The 17287-nt window shown below is 41.3% G+C and carries 16 protein-coding genes; 13 read left to right on the top strand and 3 right to left on the bottom strand.

What is annotated here, in order from left to right:
• Positions 1 to 29 precede the first annotated feature (29 nt).
• On the top strand, positions 30 to 881 hold the full coding sequence (locus tag ACJZU6_RS13725; protein WP_408900439.1) for a thymidylate synthase: 852 nt from the start codon (positions 30 to 32) through the stop codon (positions 879 to 881).
• Positions 882 to 1002: 121 nt separating this feature from the next.
• Here the strand turns inward: ACJZU6_RS13725 and ACJZU6_RS13720 are convergent, their stop codons facing one another.
• Positions 1003 to 2145, bottom strand: a complete 1143-nt coding sequence (locus ACJZU6_RS13720; RefSeq protein ID WP_080158475.1) for a Na/Pi symporter — start codon at positions 2143 to 2145, stop codon at positions 1003 to 1005.
• 525 nt (positions 2146 to 2670) lie between these two features.
• On the opposite strand from ACJZU6_RS13720, the gene nhaA reads away from it, so the two are divergent.
• From nhaA to nhaR, 3 genes are all read left to right on the top strand, one after another.
• Positions 2671 to 3828: a Na+/H+ antiporter NhaA gene (nhaA, locus tag ACJZU6_RS13715; RefSeq protein WP_080158474.1), complete on the top strand. Its 1158-nt coding sequence runs from the start codon at positions 2671 to 2673 to the stop codon at positions 3826 to 3828.
• Between the two features lies 1 nt (position 3829).
• The gene (locus tag ACJZU6_RS13710) at positions 3830 to 4072 is read left to right on the top strand and encodes a hypothetical protein (RefSeq protein WP_080158473.1); all 243 of its coding nucleotides are present in this window, start codon (positions 3830 to 3832) and stop codon (positions 4070 to 4072) included.
• Between the two features lie 118 nt (positions 4073 to 4190).
• Positions 4191 to 5075 (top strand): transcriptional activator NhaR, encoded by an 885-nt coding sequence (nhaR, locus tag ACJZU6_RS13705; RefSeq protein WP_080158530.1) that lies wholly within the window; start codon positions 4191 to 4193, stop codon positions 5073 to 5075.
• A 72-nt stretch (positions 5076 to 5147) separates the two neighbouring features.
• Here nhaR and ACJZU6_RS13700 read toward each other — a convergent pair whose 3' ends face one another.
• Both ACJZU6_RS13700 and rpsT read right to left on the bottom strand, forming a co-directional pair.
• The gene (locus ACJZU6_RS13700; RefSeq protein ID WP_408900438.1) at positions 5148 to 5789 is read right to left on the bottom strand and encodes a DUF502 domain-containing protein; all 642 of its coding nucleotides are present in this window, start codon (positions 5787 to 5789) and stop codon (positions 5148 to 5150) included.
• 149 nt (positions 5790 to 5938) lie between these two features.
• Positions 5939 to 6199, bottom strand: a complete 261-nt coding sequence (rpsT, locus tag ACJZU6_RS13695) for a 30S ribosomal protein S20 (RefSeq protein WP_036796485.1) — start codon at positions 6197 to 6199, stop codon at positions 5939 to 5941.
• A 207-nt stretch (positions 6200 to 6406) separates the two neighbouring features.
• On the opposite strand from rpsT, the gene murJ reads away from it, so the two are divergent.
• The 9 genes from murJ to carA all read left to right on the top strand — a co-directional run bounded on the left by murJ (position 6407) and on the right by carA (position 17287).
• On the top strand, positions 6407 to 7969 hold the full coding sequence (gene murJ, locus ACJZU6_RS13690; protein WP_199190798.1) for a murein biosynthesis integral membrane protein MurJ: 1563 nt from the start codon (positions 6407 to 6409) through the stop codon (positions 7967 to 7969).
• 186 nt (positions 7970 to 8155) lie between these two features.
• On the top strand, positions 8156 to 9118 hold the full coding sequence (gene ribF / locus ACJZU6_RS13685; protein WP_080158528.1) for a bifunctional riboflavin kinase/FAD synthetase: 963 nt from the start codon (positions 8156 to 8158) through the stop codon (positions 9116 to 9118).
• A 5-nt stretch (positions 9119 to 9123) separates the two neighbouring features.
• A complete protein-coding gene (gene ileS, locus ACJZU6_RS13680; protein WP_080158471.1) occupies positions 9124 to 11964 on the top strand; it encodes an isoleucine--tRNA ligase in 2841 nt (946 codons plus the stop codon).
• On the top strand, positions 11964 to 12488 hold the full coding sequence (gene lspA, locus ACJZU6_RS13675; RefSeq protein WP_080158470.1) for a signal peptidase II: 525 nt from the start codon (positions 11964 to 11966) through the stop codon (positions 12486 to 12488). The genes ileS and lspA (ACJZU6_RS13675) overlap by 1 nt, the downstream gene beginning before the upstream one ends.
• A 158-nt stretch (positions 12489 to 12646) precedes the next feature.
• Entirely contained in the window at positions 12647 to 13153 is a 507-nt protein-coding gene (gene lspA / locus ACJZU6_RS13670; RefSeq protein WP_408900437.1) for a signal peptidase II, read from the top strand.
• A gap of 112 nt (positions 13154 to 13265) precedes the next feature.
• Positions 13266 to 13700, top strand: a complete 435-nt coding sequence (gene fkpB / locus ACJZU6_RS13665; protein WP_080158468.1) for an FKBP-type peptidyl-prolyl cis-trans isomerase — start codon at positions 13266 to 13268, stop codon at positions 13698 to 13700.
• Between the two features lie 12 nt (positions 13701 to 13712).
• A complete protein-coding gene (ispH, locus tag ACJZU6_RS13660; protein ID WP_080158467.1) occupies positions 13713 to 14657 on the top strand; it encodes a 4-hydroxy-3-methylbut-2-enyl diphosphate reductase in 945 nt (314 codons plus the stop codon).
• A gap of 113 nt (positions 14658 to 14770) precedes the next feature.
• A complete protein-coding gene (dapB, locus tag ACJZU6_RS13655) occupies positions 14771 to 15580 on the top strand; it encodes a 4-hydroxy-tetrahydrodipicolinate reductase (RefSeq protein WP_080158466.1) in 810 nt (269 codons plus the stop codon).
• Positions 15581 to 16147: 567 nt separating this feature from the next.
• Positions 16148 to 17287 (top strand): glutamine-hydrolyzing carbamoyl-phosphate synthase small subunit, encoded by a 1140-nt coding sequence (gene carA, locus ACJZU6_RS13650; protein WP_297474661.1) that lies wholly within the window; start codon positions 16148 to 16150, stop codon positions 17285 to 17287.

The following is a 17287-nucleotide window of genomic DNA, read 5'->3' as shown; positions in this document are numbered from 1 at the left end:
GGGCGTCATTAATTTAACGGGTAGGATAAATGAAACAGTACTTGGCGTTGTGTCAGCGGATCGTTGATGACGGTGTGTGGATTGAAAATGAACGAACTGGCAAACGTTGCCTGACAGTGATTAATGCTGATTTAACCTATGATGTTGCTAATAATCAGTTTCCACTAATTACTACCCGTAAAAGTTTTTGGAAAGCCGCGATTGCTGAATTGCTAGGTTACTTACGCGGTTATGATAACGCGGCACAATTTCGTGCTATTGGTTGTAATACGTGGAATGCCAATGCCAATGATAACCAAGCATGGCTCGATAATCCGCACCGTAAAGGCGCAGATGATATGGGGCGCGTTTATGGCGTTCAAGGTCGTCGCTGGCAAAAAGCCGATGGTACAGTCATTGATCAATTGAAAAAGATTGTTGATGATTTAACCAAAGGCATTGATGATCGTGGTGAAATTCTGACGTTTTATAATCCAGGTGAGTTTGATATGGGTTGTTTGCGTCCATGTATGCATACCCACACGTTTTCATTGTTAGGGGATACGTTGTATCTCACCAGTGCTCAACGTTCTTGCGATGTGCCGTTAGGGCTTAATTTTAACCAAGTCCAAGTATTTACTTTGTTGGCGTTAATGGCGCAAATTACGGGTAAAAAACCAGGTCAGGCTTACCATAAAATTATTAATGCTCATATTTATGAAGATCAATTACCATTAATGCGCGATGAGCAACTAACCCGTACACCATTTGCATCACCACAATTAATTATTAACCCTAAGATCACTTCGTTAGAAGATTTAGAAACATGGGTAACCTTAGATGATTTTGAGGTGGTGGGTTATGAGCATCATGCGCCAATTCAATACCCATTTTCAGTATAACAATACGATTATCTAGCTCGATGATCATAATTTATTGATGGTGAATTAGAGATAACAAAAAGCCCCGCACAATTACTTGTGCGGGGCTTTTTATTTTGTGCTATTTAACTTAGCGTAACGATTAAGCAGTAAACGCTAGGATTGAACCTGGGATTGCAATGAACACTAGGCCAAGGTAACCCGCAACAGCGGCTTTATTCTTCGTTGCTAAATCGCTAAGGAAGAACGCGCACTTAAGTGGAATTTCACGTAAGAACGGTACGCCGTAAATCAATACTGTCGCTAACACGTTAAAGCATAAGTGCACCAGTGCAATCTGTAGTGCAAACACTGAATGTTCGCCTGATACTGCCGTTGCTGCTAGTAGAGCTGTGATACACGTACCGATATTTGCACCAAGGGTAAACGGGTAAACTTCACGTACTGTTAATACACCTGTACCAACAAGAGGTACCATCAAACTTGTTGTTGTTGATGATGACTGCACAAGTACGGTTACCGCAGTACCAGAAGCAATACCATGTAATGGACCACGACCGATTGCGCTCTTTAGAATATCACGTGCACGACCTACCATTAGGCCTCGCATTAGGCGACCCATTAACGTGATAGAGACAAAAATTAACGCAATACCTAGAACGATCAGACCAAAACCACCGTTATGACCAAATACTTCTAGTGGACCTTTTACTAAATCAACGGCTGGTTGCGTTAACGGCTTCATGAAATCCATGCCGTTCATGCTCATGTCACCCGCTTTTAAGAACGGTGACACTAACCAACCTGATAACTTATCAAGAATACCAAACATCATTTCCAATGGTAGGAAAATGGCAACCGCTAATAAGTTAAAGAAATCGTGTACCGTCGCACTTGCAAATGCGCGGCGGAATTCTTCTTTACAACGAGCGTGACCTAAACTAACTAATGTATTTGTTAATGTGGTGCCAATGTTAGCACCCATTACCATTGGAATAGCCGTTTCGACAGGTAAACCACCCGCCACAAGACCAACGATAATTGAGGTTACTGTACTTGATGATTGAATAAGTGCGGTAGCAATCAGACCAATCATTAAGCCTGCAACAGGGTGAGAGGCAAACTCAAATAATGTTTTTGCTTGTTCGCCTACAGACCATTTAAAGCCGCCGCTGACCATAGATACAGCAACGAGTAACAAATATAGCATGAACGCTAGGTTGGCCCAGCGGACCCAACGCATAGAGCTGAACTTAGATGCAGCAGTAGTGGCTTGGGTAGTCATAATCATTTCTCCATGACAGGAATATGTCGTTTTGGTGTCATTTTGTTGAAATCTGCGTGAATAGTAGTTTGGTTATATTTCAGAAATATTACACTGAGTGTCATAAATGGATATTTGTTTGGGGTTTGTCAGGGAAATGAGAGGGCAACCGATTAAATTATACAATGTCAGGTTGCATTAATATGCCCTAGTAGATTGTTTCTAATTGGTTTTTAATAGTTTTCAATATTTTTTGTTTTTAGCGTTAAAAATTACAAAAATATACTTATTAAAAGTAAAATTTTGCGATTTATTTTGTTTTTAGTATAAAGATAATGAAAAACGACAACTTAACAGTACGGATATAGTAGCGCTATAACCACAACCTTTCGGTTTTACCGAGTATTTATATCTATACAAACGATTTTTCAGTTAGTAAGACTGCCGTTTACACTAAATTTAATTGAGATGACCAAGTATTTAGCTAACCTATAAGTTAGGGTTGCTTGGATCGCGTGAACAATATAGTTAAAGGAGTAACGGTTGATGACCGATGCTATTCGTAAGTTTCTTAAATTAGAATCAGCTGGCGGTATTATTCTTATTATCGCCGCATTAATTGCAATGGTTATTGCTAACTCACCATTGGCATCGTTATATACCGATACGCTACATAGCTATATTGCAGGATTATCAGTAGCACATTGGATCAATGATGGTCTGATGGCGATTTTCTTTTTCTTGATTGGATTAGAAGTGAAGCGTGAGCTGATTGAAGGTGCGCTAAATACTAAAGAAAAGGCTATTTTTCCTGCTATTGCTGCGGTGGGCGGTATGATTGCCCCTGCGTTAATCTATACCGCATTTAATTACGGCGATCCAATGGCAGTTAAAGGCTGGGCGATTCCAGCGGCAACCGATATTGCTTTTGCATTGGGTGTGATGGCATTACTGGGTAACCGTGTTCCGGTAAGTCTAAAAGTGTTCTTATTAGCATTAGCCATCATTGATGACTTAGGCGTGATTGTTATTATCGCTTTATTCTATAGTTCTGATTTATCAACTATTGCGCTCACCGTGGCCTTTGCTGCAACAGCGACACTGGTTATTATGAACCTGAAGAATATCACCAGCATTCCACTGTACTTAATTGTCGGTGCTATTTTATGGTTCAGCGTGCTGCAATCAGGTGTTCACGCCACATTAGCAGGTGTTGTGTTAGGTTTTGCAGTGCCATTAGCGGGCAAAGATGGCCGTACAGATACCCATTCACCGCTTAAAACAATTGAGCATGCATTACACCCTTATGTTGCTTTCTTAATCTTGCCATTATTTGCATTTGCAAATGCGGGAATTTCATTAACAGGGGTATCACTGGCAAGCCTATCGTCAATGTTACCTGTGGGTATTGCAGCTGGATTATTTATTGGTAAACCTGTCGGCATATTTACTGCATGTGTTATTGCAGTGAAAACAGGATTAGCTAAATTACCAGATGGAATTAACTTTAAGCATATTTTTGCAGTGTCAGTACTGTGTGGCATCGGTTTTACCATGTCGATCTTTATTTCATCACTGGCATTTGTTGGTGCAGACGAGAGTTTTGCAACTTATTCACGACTTGGAATCTTATTAGGTTCAACAGTTGCCGCTGTCGTTGGTTACATAATGTTGAGTAAAACACTACCTAAATCAGAGGTGTAATATGAAAACGTTGCTAGTTATTATCACGTGTTTATTTTCACTACCCAGTGTTGCTGCAGATTATCAGCAGTGTATTAATGGCGATCGTTCTGAGTTATGCCAAGCGTACTTACAAGGAATTAACGACGCTAAAGCGACAGTCGTTAAAACAACGACAGTTGATAATGAAAGTACATTTCGTCAACGAGCATTAGAACAGCGTGGCGGCGAACGAGTACGTAACTTAGAACGACAGCAACGTTAATTACAATTTAAATACGATCTTGGTTTGATTTTATTGTAATTTATGCCGTCAAAGATTGAACAGCCCAGAGGCACAGCGTAAGCTTTGCCGCTGGGTTTTTTTATTTAAAATAGCGGCAATGTCTCACTTAAATTATAACCATCTTTATTATTTTTGGATGGTCTGCAAGCAAGGTTCAGTAACGAAAGCTGCTGATGCATTATTTCTAACCCCACAGACGGTGACGGGTCAGATTCGATCATTAGAAGATCGCCTCAAAGGTAAGCTAACTAAACGCGTTGGACGTAATATTGAACCAACAGAGCTTGGTCAATTAGTGTTTAAATATGCTGATAAGATGTTTGATTTAAGCTATCAAATGCTCGATCGTATTAATTACACTCAACGTGATAACCAATTATTTGAAGTGGGCGTGGCTGATGCGTTGTCAAAACGGTTAGTGAGTCAAGTGTTGTTAGAAGGCATTCCTAACGATCAACGCATTCAATTAAGTTGCTTTGAATCAACCCACGAAATGTTGCTAGAGCAGTTATCTCAACATAAATTGGACATGATTTTATCGGATTGTCCGGTGAGCTCGACCCAAAATCCAGGTTTATACAGTAAAAAATTGGGTGAATCAGCGATGAGTTTTTTTTGTACCGACGATTTATCTGATGCAGATTTTCCGGCGTGTATTGAAGATTATAAGTTGTTGGTACCTAGTCGCCGTTCCGCAATGGGACGCAAATTGCATCAATGGTTTGATCAACAAGGTATTACGCCAAATATTTTAGGTGAGTTTGATGATGCTGCGCTAATGAAGGCGTTTGCCTGTTATCATAAATCGATGTTTATCGCGCCGTCTATTTATGCCGATGAATTGACTAGCAATAGTCGCCTTTATGAAGTAAAGCGAGTGACAGATATTTGCGATGAATATTTTGTTATTTTTGCTGAGCGAATGATCATGCACCCAGCAGTAAAACGCATTTGTGCCGCTGATTTTAGTACATTATTTTAATGTATTGATGATCTATTAACGCCTTATACATTTCAATTAGAAACAATAATAGTAAGGCGTTAATCGTTGCTACTATAACGGTGCTTTTGTCGTGGTAGCGTCGGTAGTGGTTTTTTCTTTCTCTTTCTCTTCTTTATCTTTGGCTGAAATTGAAATGCCGGCCGTTAAGTTATAACGCATTGCATCTTCAAACGACCAATCAACGAGCGTTAAGTCCTCACGTTTCACCAGCGTTGTAATCCCCGCGATTTGATAGCTAAGTGGAAACAATACCGGTACCCAATTTCCATCAGGTAATGCGTTTGTAAGCGGTTCTGGCGTGTCGTTAGACATAATGAACCCTACTACGTAGGTATTATTAGCTTGATGCACTAGCACGGTTTGCTGGCTCTTATTTTTATTGTCACTGCTCATCAGTGAGGCAATATCATTAATACTGCTATAAACCGTTTTAAAAAATGGAAATCGCATCAATTGGCGAATCACAAAATCATATAGCCATGCGATAGGGCTGACAGAAAAAAGTAATCCAGCAACGAACAATAAGATCAAAATGAGTAAAAAACCCGCACCTTTGAAGAGTTCGGTAATGTGAACTAGACCAAATAAAAAATTGCCTACTTCATCTAATGACTCAAAAAGTGACCAGAATAACCAAATACTTAATACTAGCGGCAGAACGTTGAACAAGCCGCGTAACAGCGTTTTTTTCATTTTATGCTCGAAGATGTGAAATAAATTCAGCTATAAAATTAACAAGATTTTGTCTCTAAATGCTAGTTTTATAGGCAATGGTTAATAAATAGACATAAAAAAACCGACCCTAAGGTCGGTTTTTTTTAATCTAGACTCATTAATTAAAATTAAAGAGCTTTGATTTTCGCTGTTAGACGAGCTTTGTGACGTGCAGCTTTGTTCTTATGGATCAGGCCTTTAGTAGCCATGCGATCCATAACAGGTTGCATTTCAGCGAAAGCTTGTGTTGCAGCTTCTTTATTACCAGCTTCAATAGCGATAATTACTTTCTTGAAGAAAGTGCGCATCATAGAACGACGGCTAGCGTTATGCTGACGACGTTTTTCTGAAGTTAGTGCACGTTTCTTAGCAGATTTGATATTTGCCAAGGGTGTAACTCCCAAATCTTGGTATGGTGACAATTTAAGGCCGAGGACTATGCCCTTAATCTTAATCATTGTCAAATGATTCGTGCAAATAACCGCCATACCAATCTAGTTGGCACTTGCGGATTAACACGGTTAATATGGCGACAGATTTTACCAGTATTTCGATTCAGAAGTCACCTTTCTGAACATCTTTTATGAGGTTTTTTTGTGAGTAAGCGTCTTTTACGCTCTGGAATGATAGTTAGCGCCATGACTTTAGTGTCTCGCGTGCTCGGTTTGGTCCGAGATGTGGTAGTGGCTAACCTCATGGGAGCAGGGGCTGCGGCCGATGTTTTTTTCTTTGCCAACAAAATTCCTAACTTTTTACGCCGTCTTTTTGCTGAAGGGGCTTTTTCGCAAGCCTTCGTACCAGTATTAACTGAATACCATGCAGCTGGCGATGTTGATCGAACCCGATTATTAATTGCACGTGCTGCAGGTACACTGGGTGGTATTGTTACCATAGTGACCTTGCTCGGGGTATTAGGATCTGGTGCCGTTACGGCATTATTTGGTTTTGGTTGGTTTTGGGATTGGATGCAAGGGACGTCTCCCGGAGCTGAAAAATTTGAGTTAGCCAGTTTATTGCTGAAAATTACTTTTCCCTATCTGTGGTTTGTGACTTTTGTAGCATTATCAGGTGCTATTTTAAACACATTGGGTAAATTTGCGATTTCATCGTTTACGCCGGTGTTTCTTAATATCGCCATTATTGGCTGTGCGGTATTTATTGCGCCTCATCTAGCCAAGCCGGAAATTGGTTTAGCACTTGGTGTTTTTATCGGTGGTTTAGTGCAGTTTTGTTTTCAATTGCCATTTTTATATCGAGAAGGGTATTTAGTTCGACCACAATGGGGCTGGAATGACCCTGGGGTGACGAAAATACGTAAATTAATGCTACCGGCACTGTTTGGTGTTTCGGTTACGCAAATCAATTTATTGCTCGATACGTTAATTGCCAGTTTTCTAATGACCGGTTCAATCAGTTGGTTATATTACTCTGATCGTTTATTAGAATTCCCGTTAGGTTTATTTGGTATTGCGATTGCCACCGTGATCTTACCTGCCTTGTCGCGTAAACATGTTGATAAATCACCTCAACAATTTGCAGATACGATGGATTGGGGAGTGCGAATGGTGTTGATCTTGGGTATTCCTGCGATGCTCGGTATGATCACCTTAGCCAAACCGATGTTGATGGTGATGTTCATGCGCGGTGAATTTGATCTTTATGATGTCAATCAAACCGCAATGTCACTGTGGGTGGTATCAGCTGGTTTACTTAACTACATGTTGATTAAAATTTTTGCCCCTGGTTATTACGCTCGTCAAGATACCAAAACGCCAGTGAAAATTGGTATTATTGCCATGGTTAGCAATATGGTCTTTAACGGTATCTTTGCACCATTTTATGGTTATGTCGGCCTTTCCATTGCGAGTGTGTTATCAGCATTGCTAAATGCAGGGTTGTTATACCGAGGTTTACATAAAGAAAATATTTACCGAGTGAGTCGCCAGACATTATTGTTTGTACTGCGATTAGTCATTGCAGGTGCAGTCATGGTCAGTGGATTATTATGGTTCAGTCCTTCTACCGAGCAATGGCTAGCGTTCCATTTATTTGAGCGTGTTGTATGGCTCTTTGGCTTGATTTTAGGCGGTAGTAGTATTTATCTGTTGTGTGCCATTGTTTTGGGTGTTCGCCCGCGTCATCTGCGTGCAGAGAGCTGATTGAAACCGCCGAGTAGTATATAATTCACCAGCGTTACGCTAAAAAGTGGTTTTTAACCGTAATGGTGGTGGATTAGTTACCGCAGTTATTAATTTTTTTGGCTGTTATTGGTCATCATATAAACAAGTGATCTTATTGTAGGATGAGCAAATAGCCTTATGAGTACTGACATAGTTAAATTACCTATGGAATTAATTCGAGGTATACCCAATATTCAGCCACGTCATCATGGTTGTGTGCTGACCATTGGCAATTTTGACGGTGTCCATCTTGGCCATCAAACGTTGCTTAAACAAGTCATAGCCAAAGCGCACTCAATGGGGTTAGCCGCCACGGTAATGACGTTTGAACCGCAACCACAAGAGCTTTTTGCGGGTAATAAAGCCCCAGCAAGGTTGACCCGTTTTCGCGAGAAATATGTAGAATTGAAAAAAGTCGGTATTGATCGATTATTGTGTGTTAATTTTAATCATCATTTTGCATCAATGACTGCTGAATATTTCGTCGAATGCTTGTTGGTAAAGCAATTGGGTGTTAAATTTCTGGTTATTGGTGATGACTTTCGTTTTGGTCAAGAGCGACGTGGTGATTTTGCGATGCTGGTGGCCGCTGGTAAGAAATACGGATTTGAAGTAATTAGTACAACAAGTTTTTGTGTTTCTGAGCAGCGAGTAAGCAGTACTGCAATTCGTCACGCTTTAGCGAATAATGAATTAGATCAAGTAGAACAAATGCTTGGTCGACCATACAGTATTCGTGGCCGTGTCTCACACGGAAGAAAATTAGGCCGTACTATCGGCTTTCCAACAGCGAATATTCCACTTAAACGTCGCGTAACACCTGTCGCAGGGGTTTATGCGGTTGAAGTATTGGGTATTACCGCCGCGCCTATTGCTGGTGTGGCTAATGTTGGCCACCGACCAACGGTAAAAGGTGTACGACAGCAACTTGAAGTACACCTATTTGATTATCAAGCGGATCTTTATGGTCGTCAGCTTGAAGTCGTGTTGCGCCATAAGTTGCGTGACGAAAAAAAATTTGAATCATTCGATGCGCTGAAATTACAAATCGAACGAGATGCTCAAGCAGCACGGGTGTGGCTGTCTGAGCGTAATAATGTCCAACTTCGCCCAAGTAACGGAATCTAGAATCCATGAGTGACTATAAAGATACCCTGAACCTGCCTGAAACAGGGTTTCCGATGCGAGGCAACCTAGCTCAACGTGAGCCTGCAATGCTTAAGCGTTGGTATGATGAAGATCTTTACGGTGAAATTCGTAAAGCTAAGAAAGGTAAAAAATCTTTCGTATTACACGATGGCCCTCCTTACGCTAACGGTGATATTCACATCGGTCACGCGTTAAACAAGATTCTTAAAGATATTATTATTAAATCAAAGACGCTTTCTGGCTTTGATTCACCGTATATCCCAGGTTGGGACTGTCACGGTCTACCAATTGAATTAATGGTAGAAAAGAAATTTGGTAAGCCGGGTCAAAAATTAACGGCAGCTGAATTCCGCGAGAAATGTCGTGCTTACGCGGCAGGCCAAGTTGAAGGTCAAAAAGAAAGTTTCATGCGTCTAGGTGTTCTAGGTGAGTGGGACAAGCCATACCGTACAATGGATTTCGGCACTGAAGCGAACATCATTCGTGCACTAGGTAAAATCGCAGATAAAGATCACCTACTTAAAGGTTTTAAACCTGTTCATTGGTGTACTGATTGTGGTTCTGCATTGGCTGAAGCTGAAGTTGAATACCAAGATAAAGTATCGCTATCTATCGACGTTAAATTTAAAGCGGTAGACGAAGCTGCGGTATTAGCGAAGTTTGGCTGTGTTGCTGACCAAGGTGAAGGCGACGTGTCGATTGTTATTTGGACAACGACACCATGGACAATGCCTGCTAACCGCGGTGTTGCTGTGAGTGCTGATCTTGAATACGCATTGGTACAAACACCTGTTACAGATGTACACACTCAACCACAACGTTTAATCGTAGCGGCAGAGCTTGTAAAAGAAGTAATGGCACGTGTTGGCTTTGAAGAGTCAGAAATCCTAGGTTTCTGTAAAGGTGAAGAATTAGAGCTAATGCGCTTTAATCACCCATTCTACAGCTTTGATGTACCAGTTGTGCTTGCTGATCACGTTACCACTGAATCTGGTACAGGTTGTGTACATACTGCACCTGGCCACGGTCAAGAAGACTTCGTGGTAGGTCAAAAATACAATCTTGAAATTGCTAACCCTGTAGGTAGTAACGGTGTTTACTTACCTGATACTGAGATCTTTGCTGGTCAACACGTATTTAAAGCAAACGAAGTGGTTGTAGATGTATTACGTGAACATGGTTCATTATTACATTTCTCTAAGATCACTCACAGCTACCCACATTGCTGGCGCCATAAAACGCCAATTATCTTCCGTGCAACGCCACAGTGGTTTATCTCAATGGAGAAAGCTGGTCTGCGTGCAAAAGCATTAGGAGAAATCAAGAGCGTACAATGGATGCCTGAGTGGGGCCAAAGCCGCATCGAAGGTATGATCGAAGGTCGCCCTGAGTGGTGTATCTCTCGTCAACGTACTTGGGGTGTGCCAATTGCCTTATTTATCCATAAAGAAACGCAAGAGCTTCACCCACAAACATCTGAGCTAATTGAAAAAGTAGCACAGCTTGTTGAGCAAAAGGGTATTCAAGCTTGGTGGGATCTAGAACTGACTGACGTAATGAGCGCAGAAGATGCAGCGATTTACGAGAAAGTACTTGATACTCTTGATGTATGGTTTGACTCAGGTGTTACCCATTTCTCTGTGGTTGATAGCCGTCCTGAATTTCATGGTCATTCAGCAGATCTTTACCTAGAAGGTTCAGATCAACACCGTGGTTGGTTCCAGTCATCATTGATTTCATCTGTAGCGATGAAAGACAAAGCCCCGTACAAGCAAGTGTTAACACACGGCTTCGTGGTTGATGGTCAAGGCCGTAAGATGTCGAAATCAGTGGGCAACGTGGTTGCACCGAAAGATGTCACTAACAAGCTTGGCGCTGATATTCTTCGTCTATGGGTTGCATCAACTGACTACACGGGTGAAGTGGCTGTTTCTGACGAAATTCTTAAGCGTTCAGCAGATGCTTACCGTCGTATTCGTAACACTGCACGTTTCTTCCTTGCTAACTTAAATGGCTTCAATCCTGAAACTGATTGTGTGCCTGTTGAAGAAATGGTTGCACTGGATCGCTGGGCTGTAGGTCGTGCAATGGCGGCTCAAGAAGAGATCGTTAAAGCATACGAAGACTACAATCTACACACAGTAACTCAGCGTTTAATGCAGTTCTGTTCAGTGGAAATGGGTTCTTTCTACTTAGACGTGATTAAAGACCGTCAGTACACAGCAAAACGTGGTGGTCATGCACAACGTAGTTGTCAAACTGCGCTTTACTATATCGTAGAAGCACTTGTTCGTTGGATGGCACCTATCATGTCATTCACAGCTGATGAAATCTGGAACGAAATGCCAGGTAAGCGTGATCAATTCGTGTTTACTGGTGAGTGGTTCGACGGTTTATTCGGTCTTGCTGAAAATGAAGAGCTAAACAACGATTTCTGGGCTGAGATTCAACAAGTTCGTGGTGCTGTGAACAAGTTACTTGAAACTGCACGTAGCGAAAAAGTTATCGGTGGTTCACTACAAGCAGAAGTAACGCTAGCTGCAAATGCAGAGCTTGCCGCTAAACTGAATAAGCTAGAAGACGAATTACGTTTTGTATTGCTAACATCAAAAGCACACGTTGTGGTTGCTGATAGCAAGCCTGAAGGCGCACAAGAAACAGATATCGAAGGATTATTTGTGACAGTGAATGCTTCTGAAGCGGCGAAGTGTGAGCGTTGTTGGCACCATGTTGCTGATGTAGGCACTATTGCTGGACACGAAGAAGTGTGTGGTCGTTGTGTAACTAACATCGATGGCGACGGCGAAGAGCGTAAATTTGCCTAATGACTAATTCAGCACCTCAGCAAGCGTTGACGCTTAAACAATCGGGTATTCGCTGGCTATGGTTAGCGATTCTGGTATTTATTATCGACAATGGCACTAAGCTATTGGTGATGGACACGATGGGCTATGGCTGGCCAAACCGGATTGAGATCACGCCGTTTTTTAATTTACTGTATGTGCACAATACTGGTGCCGCATTTAGTTTTTTAAGTAGTGCGGGTGGTTGGCAACGATGGTTGTTTGCAGCGATTGCGTTTGGTGTTTGTGGCTTATTAACATTGTGGATGCGTCGTACGCCAGTAACCAATAAAATGGCTAATATTGCGTATGCGTTGATCATTGGTGGCGCGTTAGGTAACTTATTTGATCGCCTTTACCATGGTTTTGTGGTCGATTTTCTTGATTTCTATTACGGTAGTTATCATTGGCCTGCATTTAATATTGCCGATTCAGCCATTTGTTTGGGTGCTGTATTGTTAATTCTTGATGGCTTTAAAGCTGATAAAGCAGTTAAAGCTCACTAAGTTTTAATTCGTTATTAAAATAAAACGCTACCTGTTTTGACTGGTGGCGTTTTTTTTTGATTAATATTCTGATGGTTTATGTTTGGAAATAACACATTGCAGGTAGTAACGCTGCCAGGTTGTCGCGGCGCTCCTATGGCATCATTAAGGAGTATCAAATGTCTAACGTAAAGTTACACTCAAAATTTGATCAACGCTCAGGCCTTCGCTGGCTATGGTTGGCCATAATTATTTTTATGATTGATTACCTGAGTAAGGTTTTTATTATTGGCACAATGACGGTTAATGGCTCAACGCCGATTACGGTATTGCCATTTATGAATCTGTATTATGTTCATAATATGGGGGCCGCGTTTAGCTTTCTTAGTACTGAAGGCGGTTGGCAACGATGGTTGTTAGCCCTGATTGCTGTCGTTGCTTGTGGTTTTTTAAGTTATAAAATGCGACAGGCTTCAATTACTCAAACGGCACATAATATTGGTTGTGCTTTTATTATTGGCGGCGCACTGGGTAATCTTTTTGATCGTATACAGTATGGATTTGTGATTGATTTTCTAGATTTTCATTATAAAAACCATCACTTTGCTATTTTCAATTTAGCCGATGTGGCTATTTTTTGTGGCGTAATATTATATCTATTAAGCAGCTTGAAAAAGACGAGTTGAGGTTTGAAAGCGGATTGTTATTCGTGAGTAGCGATAAAACCCTAGTGTCCATACGTTGATACCCGCGGCACTTTGTTGTTAAATAGTAGTAACTAAGAGTAGGGAATAATATATGTCAGTGATCAAGGATAATAGTGAAGTGTTGATGCACTTCTCAATCAAATTAGCTGATGGGACGGTGGCTGAATCGACGTTCGCTAATGCTAAACCAGTCATTTTTCGTATCGGTGATGGTAGTTTAACTGAGAACTTTGAAAAATGTTTATTAGGTTTAGCAGCGGGACAAAAAAAACAGTTTGATTTAGCGCCTGAAGATGCTTTTGGCCCTTCAAATCCCAATAATATTCACCATGTCGAATTGAGTAAGTTTAGTGCTGATACTCCCGCTGAAGTGGGGCGTATTATCGCTTTTACTGGCCCTGATGGACATGATATTCCTGGAATAATTACACAAGTAGTGGGTGATTCTGTCACCGTTGATTTTAATCATCCATTAGCAGGCAAAACAGTTACCTTTGAGGTCGAAGTTGTCTCCATTGAACGTTAAGAGCCATTATTGATGAAAATCTTACTCGCAAATCCCCGTGGTTTTTGTGCTGGTGTTGATCGTGCGATTAGCATTGTTGAACGTGCATTAGAAATGTATCAGCCACCTATTTACGTGCGTCATGAAGTGGTTCATAACCGTTTCGTTGTTGAAGGGCTAAAGCAGCGCGGTGCTATTTTTGTCGAGAATCTAACCGAAGTGCCTGACGACAATATTGTTATCTTCTCAGCTCATGGGGTATCACAAGCGGTTAGGAATGAAGCGAAAGCACGTCAATTAACGGTCTTTGATGCAACCTGTCCGTTAGTGACTAAAGTTCATATGGAAGTTGCACGTGCAAGCCGTAAAGCGATGGAAGTGGTATTAATTGGTCATGCGGGTCATCCTGAAGTGGAAGGCACCATGGGACAATATGCTAATCATGACGGTGGTATGTATTTGGTTGAAAAACCAGAAGATGTCGATATGCTCGTCGTAAAAGATCCGTCAAACTTGCATTTTGTTAGTCAAACAACGTTATCGGTTGATGAAACTGCTGATGTTATTGATCGTCTACGCCAGGTGTTTCCAGAGATTCAAGGCCCGCGTAAAGATGACATCTGTTATGCAACCCAAAATCGTCAAGATGCGGTGCGTGAAATGGCTGCAACTGTTGATGCTATGATTGTTGTCGGTTCTAAAAATTCATCAAATTCAAATCGATTACGTGAACTTGCAGTGAAATTAGGTACACCTGCTTATTTAACTGATAGTGCTGAAGATATTGATCCACAATGGCTTGAAGGTCTGAATGTCGTGGGTGTTACTGCGGGGGCCTCAGCGCCTGAAGAGTTAGTGAACCAAATCATTACACGAATTAAACAGCTCACTAATGCCGCTGATGTTGAAGAATTATCCGGTCGAGAAGAAAACATGTTCTTTGAAGTACCACGAGAATTACAAGTGAAAAATATCTAAGACAGTGTTTGTTAGTTAACGATGAGCCTCAGTGAAAACTGGGGCTTTTTTTATCATAGTCAACAAGCTACAGTGGAACATATTATTATGAATAGTGTAGGAGATGCACGTTAATGGTCAGAATTGCGATAGCCGGTGCAGCCGGACGAATGGGGCGTCAACTAATTAAAGCCACTGCATTATCAAATGCAACGACATTAACGGTTGCAACTGAGCGTGCTGGTTCAAGCTTGGTAGGGGCCGATGCTGGAGAATTAGCGGGTATTGGTTTAGCGAATGTAGTGATTATTGACGATTTACGTCAAGCAATTGATGACTTTGATGTGTTAATTGATTTCACGGCACCCGTTGTGACGCTAGCGAACCTTGAATTATGCCTACAACATCATAAAAAAATTGTTATTGGCACAACCGGTTTCACTGAGTCACAACGTCAATTGATTGATGCTGCCGCGGAGCAGATAGCTGTTGTTATGGCGCCTAATTACAGTGTCGGTGTTAACCTGGTGTTTAAATTGCTAGAGAAAGCTGCCAAAGTGATGGGTGACTATTGTGATGTTGAGATCATTGAAGCACATCATCGCCATAAAGTTGATGCACCATCAGGAACAGCCATTGGTATGGGTGAAGCAATTGCGGGAGCGATGGGGAACAAGCTCAGTGATGTTGCTGTGTATTCACGTGAAGGCATTACAGGTGAACGCAGTCGTGATGAGATTGGTTTTGCAACTATTCGAGCTGGCGATATTGTGGGCGAACATACCGCAATGTTTGCTGATATTGGTGAGCGAGTTGAAATTACCCACAAAGCGACTGATAGAATGACATTTGCCAATGGTGCAGTACGTGCAGCGGCATGGTTAAACCAAAAACAAATGGGTTTTTATACTATGACTGATGTACTTGATTTAGATCGATTATAAAAAGCACATCAATAACTGTCGATAACCTGCCTAATGGCAGGTTTTTTTATATCTAAATTAATAAGAACACCATTGTTGTTTATGTAAATTAACAGGATAGTTATGCATAAATTGTCACTGTGGAGGTAAGGTTGTTGTTTGAAATGTCAACTAGAGTAAAAGGCTGAAATAACGCTGGCTTTTGTTGTAATAATTAGCGTTTGGTGCTTGTTTTGATTATTTTTGATTGTTTGTGTTACTTAAGTTTGGTTATTTTATCGTTTGCGTGTGATTTTAATTTAGATTAACGTATTTGCAACCTAGGCAATCGATTACATTTTAACTAATGTTATTCGATAGTCCTAAACCTGCAATGAAAGTTGTTATTTACAGTGTTTGAGCCAGAAAGTGGTGATTGTGTGTGATTTTTTAAATTTAATTACGGTTAAATGTTGACAGATTGCTAACTGATCCATAGAATTTGCGCAATTTGTCAAAAATCAGTAGTTAAGGGTTTTTGGCGTTAAATGGAATGGGTAGTTGCAAATTTATCTGTTTTAATTGCATTTTTATTTTTTGGAGGTTGTCTTGAGCAAATCTGCGCTGTTAGTCCTTGAAGATGGGACAGTGTTCCGCGGCGTGTCCATTGGGGCAGATGGTTCGGCTGTTGGTGAAGTTGTTTTTAATACCTCGATGACGGGGTATCAGGAAATTCTCACTGACCCCTCTTACTCGCAACAGATCGTTACTCTTACCTATCCCCATATTGGCAACACCGGCACTAATACTGAAGACGAAGAATCAACGGCAATTCATGCTCAAGGTTTGGTAATTCGTGATCTTCCTCTTATCGCTTCTAATTTCCGCAGTGAACAATCCCTTTCTGACTATCTTAAATCGCAAAATATTGTCGGTATCGCTGATATTGATACTCGCAAATTAACGCGAATTCTACGTGAAAAAGGCGCTCAAAACGGTTGTATCGTTGCAGGTAACCATCTTGATGAAGCTGCGGCACTCGCTCAAGCTCAAGCATTTCCAGGTCTTAAAGGCATGGATTTAGCGAAAGAGGTGACTACAACTGAAACATATAGTTGGAAGCAAGGTTCATGGACATTAACGGGCGGTTTACCCGCAGCGAAAGATGACAGTGAGCTACCGTACCATGTTGTTGCCTATGACTTTGGTGCTAAACGCAATATTTTACGTATGCTGGTTGATCGTGGCTGCCGTCTAACGGTTGTTCCTGCGCAAACAACAGCGGAAGAAGTGTTAGCATTAAATCCAAATGGTGTTTTCTTATCAAATGGTCCTGGCGATCCTGCGCCATGTACTTATGCGATTGAAGCGACCAAAGTATTTCTAGATAAGAACTTACCTATTTTTGGTATCTGTCTTGGGCACCAGATTTTAGCTTTGGCGAGTGGTGCTCAAACGGTGAAAATGAAATTTGGTCACCATGGTGCAAACCATCCAGTAAAAGATCTTGAACGTGATGTGGTAATGATCACTAGCCAGAACCACGGTTTTGCCGCTGATGAAGCAACATTGCCTGATAATTTACGTGCAACACATAAATCCCTGTTTGATGGCTCTCTACAAGGTATCCATCGTACCGACAAGCCTGCATTTAGTTTCCAAGGCCACCCTGAAGCAAGCCCTGGTCCTCATGATGCAGCACCACTATTTGATCACTTTATCGAATTAATTAAGAAACACAGCGCTTAA

Source organism: Photobacterium piscicola (assembly GCF_046058925.1).
Classification (GTDB): domain Bacteria; phylum Pseudomonadota; class Gammaproteobacteria; order Enterobacterales; family Vibrionaceae; genus Photobacterium; species Photobacterium piscicola.
The sequence above is the reverse complement of the archived record's forward strand: the minus strand, read 5'-3'. Positions and strand labels throughout refer to the sequence as shown.